General features: G+C 52.1%; 17 protein-coding genes. 11 read left to right on the top strand and 6 right to left on the bottom strand.

The window, feature by feature from the left end; translation table 11 throughout:
- Positions 1 to 2 precede the first annotated feature (2 nt).
- The 4 genes from DEP07_RS06310 (at position 3) to DEP07_RS06295 (ending at position 4192) form a co-directional block, all read left to right on the top strand.
- A complete protein-coding gene (locus DEP07_RS06310; protein ID WP_122965368.1) occupies positions 3 to 983 on the top strand; it encodes an alpha-ketoacid dehydrogenase subunit beta in 981 nt (326 codons plus the stop codon).
- Positions 984 to 1085: 102 nt separating this feature from the next.
- Complete coding sequence (locus DEP07_RS06305) at positions 1086 to 2483, top strand: dihydrolipoamide acetyltransferase family protein (RefSeq protein ID WP_122965369.1); 1398 nt, start codon at positions 1086 to 1088, stop codon at positions 2481 to 2483.
- Positions 2484 to 2489: 6 nt separating this feature from the next.
- Positions 2490 to 3899 carry a dihydrolipoyl dehydrogenase gene (gene lpdA / locus DEP07_RS06300; protein WP_122965370.1) on the top strand — a complete coding sequence of 470 codons (1410 nt, stop codon included), beginning with the start codon at positions 2490 to 2492 and terminating at the stop codon, positions 3897 to 3899.
- A 131-nt stretch (positions 3900 to 4030) separates the two neighbouring features.
- Entirely contained in the window at positions 4031 to 4192 is a 162-nt protein-coding gene (locus DEP07_RS06295) for an aspartyl-phosphate phosphatase Spo0E family protein (RefSeq protein ID WP_063228490.1), read from the top strand.
- Positions 4193 to 4213: 21 nt separating this feature from the next.
- Here DEP07_RS06295 and DEP07_RS06290 read toward each other — a convergent pair whose 3' ends face one another.
- On the bottom strand, positions 4214 to 4936 hold the full coding sequence (locus DEP07_RS06290) for a hypothetical protein (protein WP_217021275.1): 723 nt from the start codon (positions 4934 to 4936) through the stop codon (positions 4214 to 4216).
- Between the two features lie 154 nt (positions 4937 to 5090).
- A complete protein-coding gene (locus tag DEP07_RS06285; protein ID WP_063228492.1) occupies positions 5091 to 5240 on the bottom strand; it encodes a small acid-soluble spore protein P in 150 nt (49 codons plus the stop codon).
- A 207-nt stretch (positions 5241 to 5447) separates the two neighbouring features.
- Between DEP07_RS06285 and DEP07_RS06280 the strand changes: the two genes are divergently transcribed.
- Both DEP07_RS06280 and DEP07_RS06275 read left to right on the top strand, forming a co-directional pair.
- Positions 5448 to 6305: a HEPN domain-containing protein gene (locus DEP07_RS06280; RefSeq protein WP_173596549.1), complete on the top strand. Its 858-nt coding sequence runs from the start codon at positions 5448 to 5450 to the stop codon at positions 6303 to 6305.
- Between the two features lie 33 nt (positions 6306 to 6338).
- The gene (locus DEP07_RS06275) at positions 6339 to 7910 is read left to right on the top strand and encodes an ABC-F family ATP-binding cassette domain-containing protein (RefSeq protein WP_122965373.1); all 1572 of its coding nucleotides are present in this window, start codon (positions 6339 to 6341) and stop codon (positions 7908 to 7910) included.
- A gap of 68 nt (positions 7911 to 7978) precedes the next feature.
- Here the strand turns inward: DEP07_RS06275 and DEP07_RS06270 are convergent, their stop codons facing one another.
- Together DEP07_RS06270 and DEP07_RS06265 are read right to left on the bottom strand one after the other, a co-directional pair.
- Positions 7979 to 8488 carry a DUF6886 family protein gene (locus DEP07_RS06270; RefSeq protein ID WP_242771175.1) on the bottom strand — a complete coding sequence of 170 codons (510 nt, stop codon included), beginning with the start codon at positions 8486 to 8488 and terminating at the stop codon, positions 7979 to 7981.
- 43 nt (positions 8489 to 8531) lie between these two features.
- On the bottom strand, positions 8532 to 9599 hold the full coding sequence (locus DEP07_RS06265; protein WP_173596551.1) for a phosphodiester glycosidase family protein: 1068 nt from the start codon (positions 9597 to 9599) through the stop codon (positions 8532 to 8534).
- Between the two features lie 129 nt (positions 9600 to 9728).
- Here DEP07_RS06265 and DEP07_RS06260 point away from each other — a divergent pair, with 129 nt between their 5' ends.
- The 3 genes from DEP07_RS06260 to DEP07_RS06250 all read left to right on the top strand — a co-directional run bounded on the left by DEP07_RS06260 (position 9729) and on the right by DEP07_RS06250 (position 11510).
- Positions 9729 to 9872: a hypothetical protein gene (locus DEP07_RS06260; RefSeq protein ID WP_167470337.1), complete on the top strand. Its 144-nt coding sequence runs from the start codon at positions 9729 to 9731 to the stop codon at positions 9870 to 9872.
- A 156-nt stretch (positions 9873 to 10028) separates the two neighbouring features.
- The gene (locus DEP07_RS06255) at positions 10029 to 11318 is read left to right on the top strand and encodes a DEAD/DEAH box helicase (RefSeq protein ID WP_122965376.1); all 1290 of its coding nucleotides are present in this window, start codon (positions 10029 to 10031) and stop codon (positions 11316 to 11318) included.
- Between the two features lie 36 nt (positions 11319 to 11354).
- Complete coding sequence (locus tag DEP07_RS06250; RefSeq protein WP_167470338.1) at positions 11355 to 11510, top strand: hypothetical protein; 156 nt, start codon at positions 11355 to 11357, stop codon at positions 11508 to 11510.
- 66 nt (positions 11511 to 11576) lie between these two features.
- Here the strand turns inward: DEP07_RS06250 and DEP07_RS06245 are convergent, their stop codons facing one another.
- On the bottom strand, positions 11577 to 13061 hold the full coding sequence (locus tag DEP07_RS06245; protein ID WP_122965377.1) for an amino acid permease: 1485 nt from the start codon (positions 13059 to 13061) through the stop codon (positions 11577 to 11579).
- Between the two features lie 230 nt (positions 13062 to 13291).
- A complete protein-coding gene (locus tag DEP07_RS06240) occupies positions 13292 to 14140 on the bottom strand; it encodes a serine/threonine protein kinase (RefSeq protein ID WP_287102267.1) in 849 nt (282 codons plus the stop codon).
- A gap of 106 nt (positions 14141 to 14246) precedes the next feature.
- Here DEP07_RS06240 and DEP07_RS06235 point away from each other — a divergent pair, with 106 nt between their 5' ends.
- On the top strand, positions 14247 to 15362 hold the full coding sequence (locus tag DEP07_RS06235; RefSeq protein ID WP_063228500.1) for a DUF3900 domain-containing protein: 1116 nt from the start codon (positions 14247 to 14249) through the stop codon (positions 15360 to 15362).
- A gap of 11 nt (positions 15363 to 15373) precedes the next feature.
- A complete protein-coding gene (locus DEP07_RS06230) occupies positions 15374 to 15961 on the top strand; it encodes a DUF1444 family protein (RefSeq protein WP_287102266.1) in 588 nt (195 codons plus the stop codon).
- Positions 15962 to 15983 lie beyond the last annotated feature (22 nt).

Below are 15983 nucleotides of genomic sequence, written 5' to 3'. Positions count from 1 at the left end.
CCATGGCACAAATGACAATGGTTCAAGCCATTACGGATGCAATGCGCGTAGAATTGAAGCGCGATGAAACCGTACTTGTCTTCGGGGAAGACGTAGGGAAAAACGGCGGGGTATTCCGTGCGACAGAAGGTTTGCAAGCTGAATTTGGCGAGCAGCGCGTATTCGATACGCCGCTCGCTGAGTCCGGAATTGGTGGACTGGCAGTAGGCTTGTCCATTAACGGCTTCCGCCCTGTAGCGGAAATCCAGTTCTTTGGCTTCGTATTTGAAACGTTCGATGCGATCGCTTCCCAAGCGACTCGTATGCGTTACCGTTCCGGCGGTCGTTTTAGCAGCCCGGTAACTTTCCGTTCCCCATTCGGTGGCGGCGTGAAAACTCCTGAGCTGCATGCTGACTCTCTGGAAGGCTTGATGATGCAAACGCCGGGTCTGAAAGTGGTTATCCCTTCCAACCCTTACGATGCAAAAGGTCTGCTGATCTCGGCAATTCGCGACAACGATCCGGTTGTGTTCCTGGAGCACATGAAGCTGTATCGCTCTTTCCGTCAAGAAGTACCAGAGGGCGAGTACACCATTCCGCTCGGAAAAGCGAACGTAGTAAAAGAAGGCAGCGATGTTACCATCATCACCTATGGTGCTATGGTGCATACCAGCCTGAAAGCGGCTGAAGAAATCGAAAAAGCTCGTGGCGCCAAAGTGGAAGTCATCGACCTGCGCACCATCAGCCCGCTCGATATCGACACCATCGTAGCATCCGTGAAGAAAACAAACCGTGCGATCGTCGTGCAGGAAGCGCAAAAAACTTCCGGCGTTGCTGCGGAAATCATTACGCAAATCAACGAGCGCGCTATTCTCCACCTCGAAGCACCAGTGCTGCGTATCACGGCACCGGATACCGTTTATCCGTTTGCACAAGCAGAAGACATCTGGCTGCCTGACGTGAAACGCGTGGTAGACGGATTGACTCAAGTGCTCGATTTTTAATCGGTAACAGACATAATGGCGGAAAAGTTGAAAGCTTTCCGCCTTCTTTCCGAAATTTACAGGCTGTGAATACGGCGTAGTGTTTACTAAGGAGGAGATACTGTGAGTCGTTTTACATTCAGACTCCCGGAGCTCGGTGAGGGTATCCATGAAGGCGAAATCGTCAAATGGCACGTTCAGCCCGGAGATTCCGTAGAAGAAGACCAAGTCATTATGGAAGTGCAAAATGACAAGGCGGTAGTAGAAGTTCCATCGCCTGTAAAAGGAAAAGTTATCGAGCTGAAAGTAACAGAAGGAACGGTTTCTGTTGTCGGCGATCCTTTGATCGAGTTCGAGGTTGAGGGCGAGATTCCAAACCTGCCAGACCACGGTCATGGCAGCGCACCTGCGGCTGAAGCGGCGCCAGCACCTGCTGCTGACAAAATGGAGCCAGGTTGCGATATCGGTTCCCAAGTGAGCGCGAATGCGAACCAAGCGCTGGAAACACCAATGGCGCAAGCAACTGCGACAGCAGTAGCGGCTCCAATCGATCGCAAACACGTATTGGCTACTCCTTCCGTGCGTAAATATGCGCGTGAAAAAGGCGTTCAGCTGACACTGGTTCCTGGAACTGGCAAGCTGGGTCGCATCACTCGCGAAGACGTAGATCGCTTCGTATCGGGTGGCGCTGTCGCTCCTTCTGCACAAGCAGTGGAAACGGCTGCTCCAGCAGCAACAGAAGCACCGGCAGCTACGGCTCCAACAGGCGTAGCACAAGCTGCTTCTGCGCCAACTGTTCACTACAGTGCGCAAGCAGGCGAGCTGGAAGAGCGCGTTCCTTTGAAAGGAATCCGCAAAGCGATCGCCAAAGCAATGGTCAAATCCGCTTACACAGCACCACACGTTACTATTTTCGACGAAGTGGACGTAACGGCGCTGGTAGCGATGCGCAAAGACGCGAAACCACTCGCAGAAGAGCGCGGCGTGAAGCTGACTTACTTGCCAATGATCGTCAAAGCAGTCGTTGCTGGTCTGAAAAAGTTCCCAGAACTGAATGCTTCTATCGACGAAGAAAAACAAGAAATCATCTACAAAAAATACTACAACATCGGCATCGCGACTTCGACAGAAGACGGTTTGCTCGTACCGGTTGTCAAAGCGGCTGACAGCAAGTCGATCTTCCACATCGCGGGCGAAATCAGCGAGCTGGCGAAAAAATCTCGCGATCGCAAAGCGAGTGCTGACGAGCTGAAAGGTTCGACTTTCAGCATCACCAACATCGGCTCTGCTGGCGGCATGTTCTTCACGCCGATCATCAACTACCCTGAGGTTGCGATCCTGGGCGTAGGTCGTATCAGCGAAAAACCAGTGGTGAAAAACGGCGAAATCGTGGTTGGCCAAATGCTGCACCTGTCCTTGAGCTTTGACCACCGCTTGGTTGATGGCGAACCTGCACAACGTTTCGTCAACTACGTGAAGCAGCTTCTGGAAAACCCAACGCTGCTCGTCATGGAGGGATAAGAGACAATGGTAGTAGGTGAATTTACGACAGAAGTAGACGTGCTCGTCATCGGTGCGGGCCCAGGCGGATACGTGGCAGCGATTCGCGCCGCGCAAATGGGAAAAACCGTAGCAGTTGTGGAAAAAGCGGAAGTCGGCGGCGTGTGCCTGAACGTAGGTTGCATTCCTTCCAAAGCGATGATCCATGCTGCACACACGTATGAGCACGCTCAACATACCGAATCCATGGGCATCACCATGGAAAACGTCAAAGTGGATTTTGCCAAGGTTCAAGAGTGGAAAAGCGGGATTGTGAAGCAATTGACAGGTGGCGTAAGCTCCTTGTTCAAAGGCAACAAAATCCAGGTGATTCCAGGTGAAGCACTGTTTGTCAGCGAAAACGAAGTGCGCGTCTTCCACGGCTATGACGTGAACCGCTATCGCTTCCAGCATTGCATCATCGCGACAGGATCTCGTCCGATCGAACTCCCTGCTTTCCCGTTCGGCAAACGCGTTCTGTCCTCGACAGAAGCATTGGCTTTGACCGAACTGCCTAAGAGCATGGTTGTAATCGGCGGCGGATACATCGGCATCGAGCTGGGTACCGTATTCGCGAAATTCGGCACCAAAGTAACCATTCTGGAAGGCTCCGATCAAATTTTGCCTGGCTTCGAGCCAGATATGCCTCGTCTCGTTGAGCGCAAGCTGAAAAAGCTGGGCGTGACCATCCATACCAAAGCGCTGGCGCAAGGAATGGAAGAAACCGAGAACGGTGTAATTGTCAAGGCAGAAGTAAAAGGCGAAGCGCAGCAAATCGAGGCGGAATACGTCCTCGTTACAGTTGGGCGCCGTCCGAACACGGATGAGCTTGGCGTTCGCGATATCGGCATGAACCTGACTGATCGCGGCCTGATCGTCGTCGACAAGCAAGGCCGTACGAACATTCCTAACGTGTATGCGATCGGGGATATCGTGGCAGGACCAGCTTTGGCGCACAAAGCTTCCTACGAAGGAAAAGTGGCCGCTGAAGCGATTGCAGGCCATCCTGCTGAAGTCGACTACAAAGCGATCCCGGCAGTTGTTTTCTGCGATCCGGAAATCGCAAGCGTCGGTATCAACGAAAGAGAAGCAAAAGAACAAGGCATCGATTATGTAGTGGGACGCTTCCCATTCGCAGCAAACGGCCGTGCGCTCTCTGTCAATGCAGGTGAGGGCTACGTGAAGTTGATTGCCGAAAAAGAAACGAATCTCGTCCTCGGTGCGCAAATCGTTGGTCCAGAAGCTTCGAACATCATTGCAGAAGTGGGACTGGCGATTGAAATGGGCGCAACCCTTGAAGATATCGAATTGACCATCCACGCTCACCCGACTCTTGGGGAAGTGACGATGGAAGCGGCTGAACTGGCACTGGGTCGTCCGATTCACGTGATGAAATAACAGCAGCTTTTACGAAAAAAGCCTTGTACCTTTACGGTTACAGGGCTTTTTTCTTCCACATCTTACCCTTTCCACCTGTACTTATATAATGTAAAATAGTGGGAGACTGACGTGGGTGGAGGCTTGGCAGCATGGAGATTACAAATAAGATGATTGATGACTTGCGCCAAAAGCTGGAACGCGCAGCCAAAGAAGCAGGCTACAATTTTCTTGACCCCGAGATCGTAAAAATAAGTCAGCAGTTGGATAAGCTGATCGTCGCGCATATGTTGCATGAAAAACGCCCTTCGTAAGGGCGTTTTTAGTGGGCAAAATTAGGAGAAGGAATACAGCAGGTGGGCGTTAGACCCCATTTTTCGTAAACAAGGCTCTTGGGCATAATAATAGCTGGGGTACAAAATAAGCTGCTGCGCGTCATGGTTTGGCTCATCACTCGGGTGCGTCAAATGACGAGCCGCTTCATCAAAAGCGAACGCAGGGGAAATGGTGTGCAAGTAGGCAAGCATGGCAGGAATATCTTGCACGGCATAGTAGATGCGCTCAGCTTCTTTTACAAACTGCGGGGCGATGACCTCCCAGTTCTCCTCGAAAACCATTTGCCAATAAGACGATACAAACAGGCTGAAGCGGCCTTTTACATAATCGGAGTCTTCCCGTATATCGAGAAGCACTTGTGGGATGCTGTGCTGCTCTAGCCATCGGTCCAGCATCGGGCTCACGCTTCGCACAAACTCTTCGGTTGGCAGGGTGACGAAGTATTCGTACTGATCGTCGACAGCCATGACCCCTTTGGTATGTACAGGATCGAACGAATCGGGGATGCCGTAACGAAACAGCGGCAGCAGATAGTCCCATTCTCTTTTCAGACGAACAGATTCAAATTGTTCAAGCTTGTCTTCCGACCATGAAATGAAGCGCTCAGGAGGAGTTGGCTGGGCAAGGGTATGCAGGCTGGCAGCCAGCTCGTACAAGGGAGAAACACTGTAGCTGATCGCGTTCGAAAGCGGGCTGTTGCCCGGAAGTGGAATAGTGATCATAGTGGGCTAAACCTCCATCATGGATACTGCATCCATCATAGATCATCCCTGTGGGACAATTCAATCTTTTTTATTGTAAGAAAAAGGAAAACCCGCACGGTCTAAACCGTCCGGGCTTCTGCACAATGCCGTTCTTGCGCAGGGAAAATTGCTTTCAACCTTCCCTGGTCTTGATGGAACGAGAATGGTTTTTTTGTTTTACTTTTTTGGAGCCGGAAAGAGGCTCGCCAGTCTGTTCTTGCGGTTTTGCGACATTATTGTAAGTTTGATGAGGGTTCTCATCCAAAATATGATCCTTTTCCATAAAATCAGCTCCTTCTTTCCGTAGTTTGTATCAATCAGATGGTGACGAACCATAGGAAATGCTGGTATTCTATAAGGAAGCGTGCCCGCGATTGGTAGCAATGGATAGGTTGTCAAAAGAGCCAAAAAGCACGATACTGAAAGCATAACAGCATGTTTATTATGTAAACAAAAAACCAGGCTTTGATGGATCGGAAAGGAGCAGCTCATGCCACTGTTGATTGCACCCGTGTTTAATTCGACGACAGAACAGCCCATTCGGATCGAGCTGCCCAATTCGTACTACTTGGTCTCGGGAGCAGAGCGGCCGTACGAGATAGCCTCGCGCTATTTGCGCAACGAAATGGACGAGAACAAGCGCATTTTTGATCAGCGCGTGAGTCGCACCAGTCTGTTTTTGGTTGCAGAGCATGCCGAGATGAAAGTAACGGACGATCGCCCATGGATTGAAGAGATCGAGAACAAGCTGAACTTGTCTGCGTTTGACGGGACATGCTCCATTCCATATGTGCTGACGGTTAGCGGAAATATGTGCGGGATCACGTACTTGAAGCGCTCTATCGACGGAAACAAGCTGGCATTTGACCAGTCGACGCAGAACACGTTTCTGCGGATTTTGGAACATCAACTGCCATCCCTCGCTTTTCGCCGCTATGTGCTGTCTCTTGAGAAAAAAAGCAACGAAGACCAGCTGCTCGATTTGTGGATCGCGCTGGAATCGCTGTTTGCCCCCGACGGTAAAAAGGGAGAAATCACCTACAAACTGCGGGTACGGATGGCGTACTACTTCGGAGACTCGTATGCCCAGCGGCAAAAGATTGCCCAATTCGTCAAAAAATCGTACAATCATCGTTCAGAGATCGCGCACAGCGGAAAAGTATTCGGCGATAAACTGACCGATGAAGTCAATACGCTCAGATTGATGGCGAGAGCGACGATTTTGAATACGGCTATGCAAGGCATCAATCTGCAAGACATGCGCGTGCGTTTGGATGAGTTAATATTGTCTGGCGAGACCTATGAAGAACGGTACGAGCCGGCTTATTTTGAAAGAATCATTTTGTAGACCTCACAGAGGAAACAGGAGGAAGAAGCAAGCATGAGTGTTTTGATTGTAGAAGATTTGTCCCATGGGTTTGGGGATCGGATTTTGTTCCGCGACGTGTCGTTCCGTTTGCAGCCGAATGACCGCGTAGGACTTGTTGGAGCTAATGGTACAGGAAAGTCCACGATGATGGGCATTTTGACGGGCCAAAACATCGCGGATCACGGCCGTATCGAGTGGATGCCGAAAATTCAATACGGATACCTCGATCAGCACACGAAGCTGCAAGCAGGCAAAACCATCCGTGACGTGCTGAAAGATGCGTTCCTGCCCCTTTTGGAGCAAGAACAGGAACTGATGGCGATCGGGGAAAAAATGGCCGAAGCAACGCCTGAGGAACTGGAAGAGCTGCTGGAGCGCATGGGCGAAATTCAGGATAAGCTGGAGACGAGCGGTTTTTATTTGATCGATGCCAAAGTCGATGAGATCGCGAACGCTCTCGGTTTGAGCGCTATCGGTCTGGAGCGCGACGTTGCTTCCTTGTCCGGGGGTCAGCGGACGAAGGTTCTTCTGGCAAAATTGCTGCTGGAGCAGCCGACTGTTCTGCTTTTGGATGAGCCGACGAACTATTTGGACGAAGAGCATATTGTGTGGCTGAAAAACTACTTGCGCGAATATCCGTATGCGTTCATGCTGATCTCCCACGATACCGCGTTCATGAACGAAGTCGTCAACGTGATCTACCACCTGGAGTTTACCAAGCTGAACCGCTATACAGGCAACTACGAGTCGTTCCTTGCACAGTCCGAGATGAAGCGCAGCCAGCACTTCGACGCTTTTGAAAAGCAGCAGGAAGAAATCGCCCGCATGGAAGACTTTATCGCCCGCAACAAAGCGCGTGCATCCACTACAGGTCGCGCGAAAAGCCGTCAGAAGCAACTGGATAAAATGGATCGCCTTGACAAGCCGGAAACGGCAGCGAAGCCTTCGTTCATTTTCAAAGAAGCACGCGCGAGCAGCCGCTTCGTGATTGAGGCAGAGAACCTGGAGATCGGTTATTCGCACCCGCTGCTGCCTAAACTCAGCGTGAAGCTGGAGCGCGGCGAAAAAGTAGCGATTGTCGGAATGAACGGTGTGGGGAAATCGACACTGTTGAAGACGCTGCTCGGCATCATCCCGCCACTTGGCGGCAAGCTGGAGCAGGGCGACTTCCTGCACCCTGCGTACTTCGAACAAGAAGTGAAAGCCAAGCCGATCACGGCACTGGATGACGTCTGGAACGAGTTTCCGGCCATGAACAACCACGAAGTGCGCGGAGCTTTGGCGCGCTGCGGTTTGAAAAACGAGCATATCAATCGCAACCTGAACGCACTGTCCGGGGGCGAGCAGGCAAAAGTGCGTCTCTGTAAGCTTTTGCAACGGGAAAGCAACTGGCTTGTATTTGACGAGCCGACCAACCACTTGGATGTCGTTGCGAAGGAAGAATTGAAGCGTGCATTAAAAGAATTTAAAGGGACTGTCCTGCTCGTATGCCACGAACCTGACTTCTACGAGGACTGGGTGACACAGACGTGGGATGTTGAGAAATGGAGTCTGGAGCAGGCAAAAACACCAATCAAGCTGTAATAAAAAAACAGGCAGCCACATTCAGTGGGACTGCCTGTTTTCTTTTGGCCAAAAAGTCGTGAGCTTCGTCAGCGGGCGTTGCGCATGCGAATCATCGAGAAGTGCAGGCTGCTGTCGAGCAGAGCTTCTTTGAGCGGCGTCAGCGACGGTGTGATTCGCAGCTCAATGTCCGCCTCGCCAAGACGGGCGAGCAAATCGCCCATGGCTGTGACCTGCAACGGTTGGACAGGATCTTTGGAGACGAAGTAGCCCGCCCCTTCGTCGAGGCACGAAAAGGAGTCGGCCGCAAACGTGTACTGGTAAAGCGTCGTCTGCGCAAGGATCGGATACCAGCGGCTTTCGATCGCAATGACCATTTTGGCGCTAGTCAGCCCGAGAAAACGTTCCTTGTCTGCCGAAGACGAATCTGGCTTCGCATAAAAAGCAATGCGCGGACAGTCGCGCGGGAAGTAATACATCGGTGCACGAGCCGCGTCAATCGCCCAGACGAGGGGAGGCAGGCTTGGGTGGCTAGGATGCAGCCGCGGCTGAAAATCGGCAATGGCAGAGTCTTCACTGTAATGAAACACCGTATGCATGTAAGCAAATTCCTTTCCGTAGGCAAAATGGAGGAAAGACAACCTAAATGACTGCCCAGGCATTTGGAAGGTATCGGCCCCGGTAGTATGGACACGATGTTTTCGTAATCGCTTCGCCGTTATGGAGCATCATCGAGCTGGAGCCGCCGTCCATCGCCATGGCAGTTACAACCCCATGCTCTTCCAGCAGTTCCGCCAGGTCATTCATGCTCGCCCCGATGGAATGCCCCGGCTGGCGGCCGTCGATGACGACGAATACAATCGTGCCGTCCGCTTTTTGCCCGATCGCGGTCCGTGGCTGAATGCCCCAGCTTTTGGCCGGCTTGTCTTTAAACATGTTTTTCCCGTTTACAATCAGTTGCGGACGGAAGCTCATCGCATCGCGAACGCCCATGTTGACCAATTGTTCGGCCGTGTAGTTGCCTGTAATCAGCTTGCCTTCGTAAGTGATGCCCAAGGCCGTCTCGCCGCTTTTGGGATTATAGCCTTGCAAAATTTTCCCGTCGTGGATGACCACGCCGTACGCCTTGGCTCCTTTTCCGTAGCCGTCAGGATCGGAGAAGCCGCTTGCGTTGACGATGCCGATTGCATTGGTTTTTTTGACAAATTCATCGAGCAGATCGCCGCGGTCTTTGCGGTTTGTTACGACGAGCTGTACCCGTTTCGGGTCGTGGATGTACATGATTTTCCCTTTGAAATAGTACGTCTCTTTGGTCACGTCGATGTCTTCGATTTCGACCAACTCTTTCGGCTTTTCCGGCAGCGTGACGGTTACAGGCTGTTCTGTGGTAGGCGTTTCTTCCGGCTTGGTCGTGCCGTCAGGCTCTGAATTGATCACTTCCGGATTGCGAATTTGCTGCTTTAATGCATTCAATTTTTCTTCCGGCAAAAATGTATACGGCGCCCAGTAGTCGTGCTGCGTGGTCAGCAAGGTGCCTGCCGCCCACTCGCGCAGCTCTTCTCCGTTTTTCGTCCCAAACAAAAAGATGATACTTAACAAAGCGAGCGTCGTGCAAGTCAAAGCTGACACGAGCATCAGGCGCTTGACCCAGCGCCAAGGTCTTTTGCGAGTTGTGCGTTTGCGTGTGCGGGCACGTGATAAAGTTTGCATGATTTCTCCACATCCATCTGGTGTTAAAATTGACTGTTGCTATATGGTAAGGACGGATAAATGGGTAAAAAGTTTCAGGAAAATAATAAACGATCACCAGGGGAAAAATAGGGACAGGAGGTGAGGGCCGTGCGCGGCTATGATGAAGCATTTCAAAAGGAAGTAGAGGAGTACCAGGACAGTCCGAAAGGGACGCGAAACCAGACGACCAGTCGGGATCGCCAAGACCAGGGCGAGAAGCAGGAGACCCGAATTGACTCGAATAACGGGTAAAATGGTTGACGGGCGGAGTCCACTTTGGATTTCGCCCTTTTTCCGCTCTGGGCAATTGGGCTTTCGCTGGAACGATTCAAGCGCAGGCCCTCTGTTATACATGGGCAAAGTGTGGTAAGCTTACCCAATGTACTTTTTTACGCCAGGAGGGTTCTTGTGAGCACCACGTTTGCAGATTTACAAATTAACGCGCCGCTCGTAGCGATTTTGCGCGACCAAAAAATGGAGACGCCGACACCCGTGCAGGTGGAAGCGATCCCATTGATATTAGCCGGACGAGACGCCTTGATCGAATCGCCTACGGGAACAGGCAAAACGTTTGCCTACTTACTGCCGCTGCTAACGAAAATCGATATGGATAAAAAAGATGTGCAGGTTCTTGTGCTGGCACCGACGCACGAACTGGTCGTGCAGATCGCCAAAGAAGCCGAAAAGCTTTTGCCAGGAGCCGATCATGCGGTTTTGCCGATCATCGGTGGGGTGGACGTCAAGCGCCAGGTGGAGCGCTTGAAGAAGAAGCCAGTGCTCGTCGTCGCTACGCCTGGTCGTCTGCTGGAGCTGATCGATCAAAGAAAACTGAAGGTGCACGAAGTAAAGACTGTCGTCGTCGATGAAGCCGACAGAATGCTCGATGCAGGCTTTGGCAAGCCGGTCCAGGAGGTCATGAAAAAAACATTGCGGGACACCCAGCGCCTGCTGTTTTCCGCAACGATTTCAGACCAGATCGTCGCGGCAGCCAAAGCGTTCACAAAAGAGGCTGCGCTTGTCCGGGCGCAAGCACCAGAGGGCGCAGCAGGAGTCGCGCATCTGTATCTCGTCTCTGATCCGCGAAAAAAAGTGGACACGCTCAGACGGTTGCTTCGGCTCGTCAATGTTCGCTCCTCGATCGTTTTTGTCAATCAGATCGAAAAAGTGGATGAGATCGTATCCAAACTGAACTACCATCATTTGGAATGCCGCCTGTTGCATCGCGATGCATCCAAGGAAGAGCGGGCGCGTACGCTGCAAAAATTCCGCGACGGCGCGTTCCCGGTATTGATTACGACGGATGTCTCGGCCCGCGGAATCGATATCCCGGAAGTCGAGTGTATCGTTCATTACGATCCGGCCCCAGATGCGGATACGTACATTCACCGCAGCGGACGGACGGGACGGATGGGCCGTGCCGGACTTGTGTTCTCGATTCTCAGTCCGCAGGAGCGGTTTATTATCCAAAAGTTCGCCAAGCAGACGGAACTGGCGATTGCAGAAAAAACGATGGCGTACGGCGCTTTGGAAGATCCAAGACCGGAGCGAAAGCCAGCGGCCAAACCAACAGCCAAGCCAGCCGGAAAAGGAAAACCGCAAGACCGCAAAGCTGGTGGCGGCAAACCACCAGTGAATGCAGGCAAAGAGTCTTCATCGGCAAAGCGCGTACATAAGAAGGGCGGCTTTGGAACAAAGTAGGACAAGAAGCACACGTCTTGTTCTAAGGAGGGTTCCATGCGCAAAGATCGTTTGTATGAAGAGGACTTGCTGGTGAATGGCGCGGTTGGGGGAGAAGTGTTGGGCAAGCAAGAGCGGCAAACGCTTCGCCGCGAAGCGGGCGAACTGAAAGAAAAGATAGAAGCGGCCAAACAGGAGCCAATTTCTGAGTAACCCCACTGTAACAGTAAAAAAGAGCAGGGCTGCCGACCAATGCGGCGCCCTGCTTATTTTGATCGATTACTCGTCTTTTGTAAGCTGACATTGTTGCAGCGGAATGACTTTGGTCTTTTTCACGAACTTGTAGCCAAGCCACAGCAGGATGAACATGGGCAAGCCGATGTAGGAGACGAGAATGCCGTTCCAGTCGATGGTGTCGCCAGTGAATGCGCTGTAGTTTTGCCCGATAATAATGAAGGAGCAAAGGACGAAGGCGAACACAGGTCCGAACGGATACCATTTGGCCCGGTAAGTTAAATCGCTGAGGCTGCGTCCTTGGGCAAGGTATGCTTTGCGGAAGCGGTAATGACAGATGGCGATGCCGACCCAGGCAATAAAGCCGGACATGCCGCTCGCATTAAGCAGCCACATGTACACGACGCCGTCGCCAAACAAAGAAGCGAGAAAAGCGAGCATGCCTACCGCTGTCGTCGCGTACAGAGCGCGTGTCGGAATGCCGCGCGAGTTGATCTTTTTCAAAAACTTCGGTGCCTTGCCTTCCATTGCCAAAATCCACAGCATGCGAGCGGAGGCGTACATGCCCGAGTTTCCGCAAGACAAAACGGATGAGAGAATGACTGCATTCATAACCGATGCCGCAAACGCCAGTCCTGCTCTTTCATAAACTAAAGTGAAAGGGCTTACAGAAATGTTGTCCACATCACCGCTCATCAGGTTGGGATCTGTATACGGGATCAAAAGGCCAATGACGGCGATGGACAAAATGTAGAACAGAAGGATGCGCCAGAAAACTTGCTTGATGGCCCGCGGCACATTGACTCGCGGATTTTCGCTCTCGCCTGCTGCTACGCCGACCAGTTCCGTACCTTGAAAGGAAAATCCGGCCACCATGAACACGCCGATCATCGCCATGAACCCGCCGTGGAACGGAGCGTCGCCGACAGTGAAGTTTTTAAATCCGACTGCTTCGCCGCCCATAATCCCGACGATCATCATCAGGCCGATCGCGATGAAACAGATGATAGCAATGACTTTGATGAGTGCAAACCAATATTCACCTTCACCGAATGCTTTGACGGAGAGAAAATTCAACACGAACAACAAGGCGAGAAACAGACCGCTCCATAACAGCGATGAGCTTTCCGGCAGCCAGAACTTCATGATCAAGGCGGCAGCCGAAATCTCCACCGCAATCGTCACGGCCCAGTTGTACCAGTAGTTCCAGCCCAGGGCGAAGCCAAGTGCCGGGTCGACAAAGCGGGAAGCGTACGAGCTGAACGAGCCTGATACGGGGAGGAAGGTAGCCATCTCGCCCAAACTCGTCATCAAAAAGTAAATCATGATACAGATCAAACCGTAAGCGGCAAGCGCGCCCCCTGGCCCTGCGGATTGAATGGTCGAGCCGCTCGCCAGAAACAAGCCTGTCCCGATCGATCCGCCGATGGCAATCATCGACATGTGCCTTGCGCGCAAACCTCTTTTCAACTCATACTGCTCTTTTCCCGTCTGTTTGTTTTCTCTAGTGGGTAGTGGAGTATGATTCAAACTTGATGCCCCCTTTTTTTACTGCGAATGAAAATTCCTAATATTCAGGTTACAAATATGATAGTTGATTTGGGACAGATAATCTATTCGACCGGGTGTCATAAAAACGAAACCGATTTTTATCCAACATGTACAAATATTCCCTTTTTGTTCGCGGGGAATTATCCGTCTCTTTCTCGGAAAAAAGCAGGGCAGCCGTTTGTTTCCCGGCGCCCTGCTTTGTGTATGGCTTATGCCTGTTCGTATTCGCTGGCAGGGCACTCGCTGGCTTGCAAGTACGCATCCAGATCTGCGAGCCACTCGCGGACGGTAGAGTAGGGCGTGTCCAACTGGAACAGCTTTCGGATCATCAGACGAATCTCTGGCGATAAGGAAAGCTCTTCCTCCCAGCTTCGTTCCGGCGCATTCTCATCCGCAGAGTAGCCGGAATAGAGCAGAAACAGAAAAAAGTGCCCGAGCGCATACAGGTCGCTCGAAGGCGCTACTTCCCGCTTGAGCTGCTTTTCAGACGGATAGGCGCTGAGTGTCTCTTCCGTGTAAGTCGGCTTGTCACCGACGAACCGCGCCAGCCCAAAGTCAATCAAGTACGGATTTCCTTCCTGCCAGATGACGTTTGGGATGCGGACATCGCGATGGATCAGTCCGCGGTCGTGCAAGTAAGCGACAAGCTCGCCAATTTGCTTCATATAGAGGGCGCATTGCCGCTCCGTCACGACAATGCCGCGTTCGAACAGCATCTCTTCAAGCGTAGGCCCCGTCAAATACGTCATGACGAGAAAGGAATCGTTGCGAAACCGAAAAGCGTCCAGACACTGCGGAAATTGCGGGTGCGACAGCGAGGACAGCACTTTGCGCTCGTACTCCTGCATGGCTTCGCCTTTTGGCGTATGACGCAAGCTTGGTTTGACCTGCTTGAGCACGACTTTCTCACCTGTTGCGCGATGGATAGCCAGGTAGGCGATGCCGTAGCTGCCCATCCCGAGCACTTGCTTGATCTGATAGGCGCCTGCCGCCGTTCCTGCGCGATAGGGCTTGTCCCGGACATTGTTCGTCCACCATTCTTTTACTTCCGTCCACATAACCGTTCCCTCCTGTAGCCATCTTACCATGAATGGAAAAAGCCTGACCTTTTTTCATGCAGGTTTGCTATAATCAGTTCGTTACATGTAGACAGGAGCGACGGGTATGAATTTTATCATTGACTGGTTATCCTTTTATTTGATTGAACAACCTGAGGAAGAAGACGGCATCAAGCAGGTGCGCATGACCCGCTATTTGGGGCATGATGAATATCAGCGCAGCGAGTTGCGCGACTTTTTGGATGGCGAGTTCGCACGTATCGCCAAACGCAAGGTGGAAATGAATCCGAAGACGGACGGGACGCCGACGAAGCTCGGACAATTTGTCCTGGAGCCGGGGCATCCGCTCGATTCCAATCCGAACTATGCCTTGCTCAACCGTTTGCTTGCAGCCGAGACGCCAAGCGAAAGCAGAGAGCCTTGCCAGGAGCTGATCCAGTCTTATTTGCGGACGTCGCAAGTAAGGGGCGGCGTGCTGATTGTGGTGCGCACGCGTCTGGAGCTGCTCGATGAGCGCTACGTCTTTATTTTGAAATGCGATTTTGAACAAAAAACAGCCGTCATTACGGATGAAAAGAGCCTGATTTCCAACGTGCGGATGGCGATCAATGCGAAAAACATGAAGTCGCTGATGTATCCGTACATGATCGAATCCGGGATGAATGATCCGTACCACGTCAAGATTCATCAGTTTTCCCATGCGCGTTACTTCGAGGAATTTTTGCGCTTTATTGAATATCCGCAAACGGTGACGCAAATCGTCTCCGATGAGGTCATTTCTCTCGCCCGCCAGCATATCGAGTACACCTATCCGGAGGAATCCGAGGAGCGCGTGCGCGAAGTAGAGGCAATTGAGCTGATTGCCGCCAGCCCCAAGCGGGAGCTGTCCGAGAAGTGGGAGCACGAGACGGTGATGGAAGCGATGCAGATCATCACCGACCGCCAGCCGGAGGTCGAACTGAAGTTCAAGCTCGATCACATGCAAATTCGCACCTTGCTCGCGGATTACGGCTCTACTTTGCATATTGCCAAAGTCAACGGTCGTTATGTCGTCATTTTGGAAGGGGAGCAGCTTCAGTTTGAGCGAGGGGTATCTCCTGTTGAATTTGCCAAACCGAAATCACTTGCGGAGATCGTTCAAGAAATCGAATCGCGCAGCAGCTATTCTCCGCCAATGGCAGCAATGCCAGGGGAGCCGGACGATACGCCGCCTTGGGAATAGGAGGAGCGAGCATGACGGACAAAAAACTCACTTTAAAAGGGCAGGAGCAAAACGTATACCCTGTCTTGCGCCATGCTTCCATGGTCAAAAAATACCCGGACCGCTGGGTAGTCAAAGAGCACACGGCAGATACACGCGTGCTGTATGCGCTCGATCAGGGAGAGGGCTACGGCTTGATTACGCCTGACATGCTGGTTGCGGCAGAATGGACGGCTGAACAGCTTCATGCGTACGCGATGGACAACTTGCAAAAGCTGCCGTATACCGTGAAAACACAGGAGGTAGCGGGCAACCGGATTCATTTTATCAGCCCGCCAGACGGCTATGCGGCGAGCAGGGTGTTGCTCGATTCGCTGCTCCGCCAGTTTGACCAGGAAAAACAAGGAGATTCGCTTGGCGTTGCCATCCCGCATCAGGACGTACTCATTATCGCGGACATGAATGGCGAGGTCGGGGCGAACTTGCTGGCCCGTCTCACTTACGACTTTGCCTCAAAAGGGCAAGTGCCGATCGCCGTACTGCCGTTTTTCTGGGAAAACGGCGAGCTGACACCGTTTTTGGTCGTGTCGCATGATGCGGATACGAAGGGAAACACATAGGATAGAAACGCAATAAGAGAGT

It is taken from the genome of Brevibacillus sp., from assembly GCF_003521185.1.
Classification (GTDB): Bacteria; Bacillota; Bacilli; order Brevibacillales; family Brevibacillaceae; genus Brevibacillus; species Brevibacillus parabrevis.
This window is presented reverse-complemented; position numbering and strand designations above follow the sequence as displayed.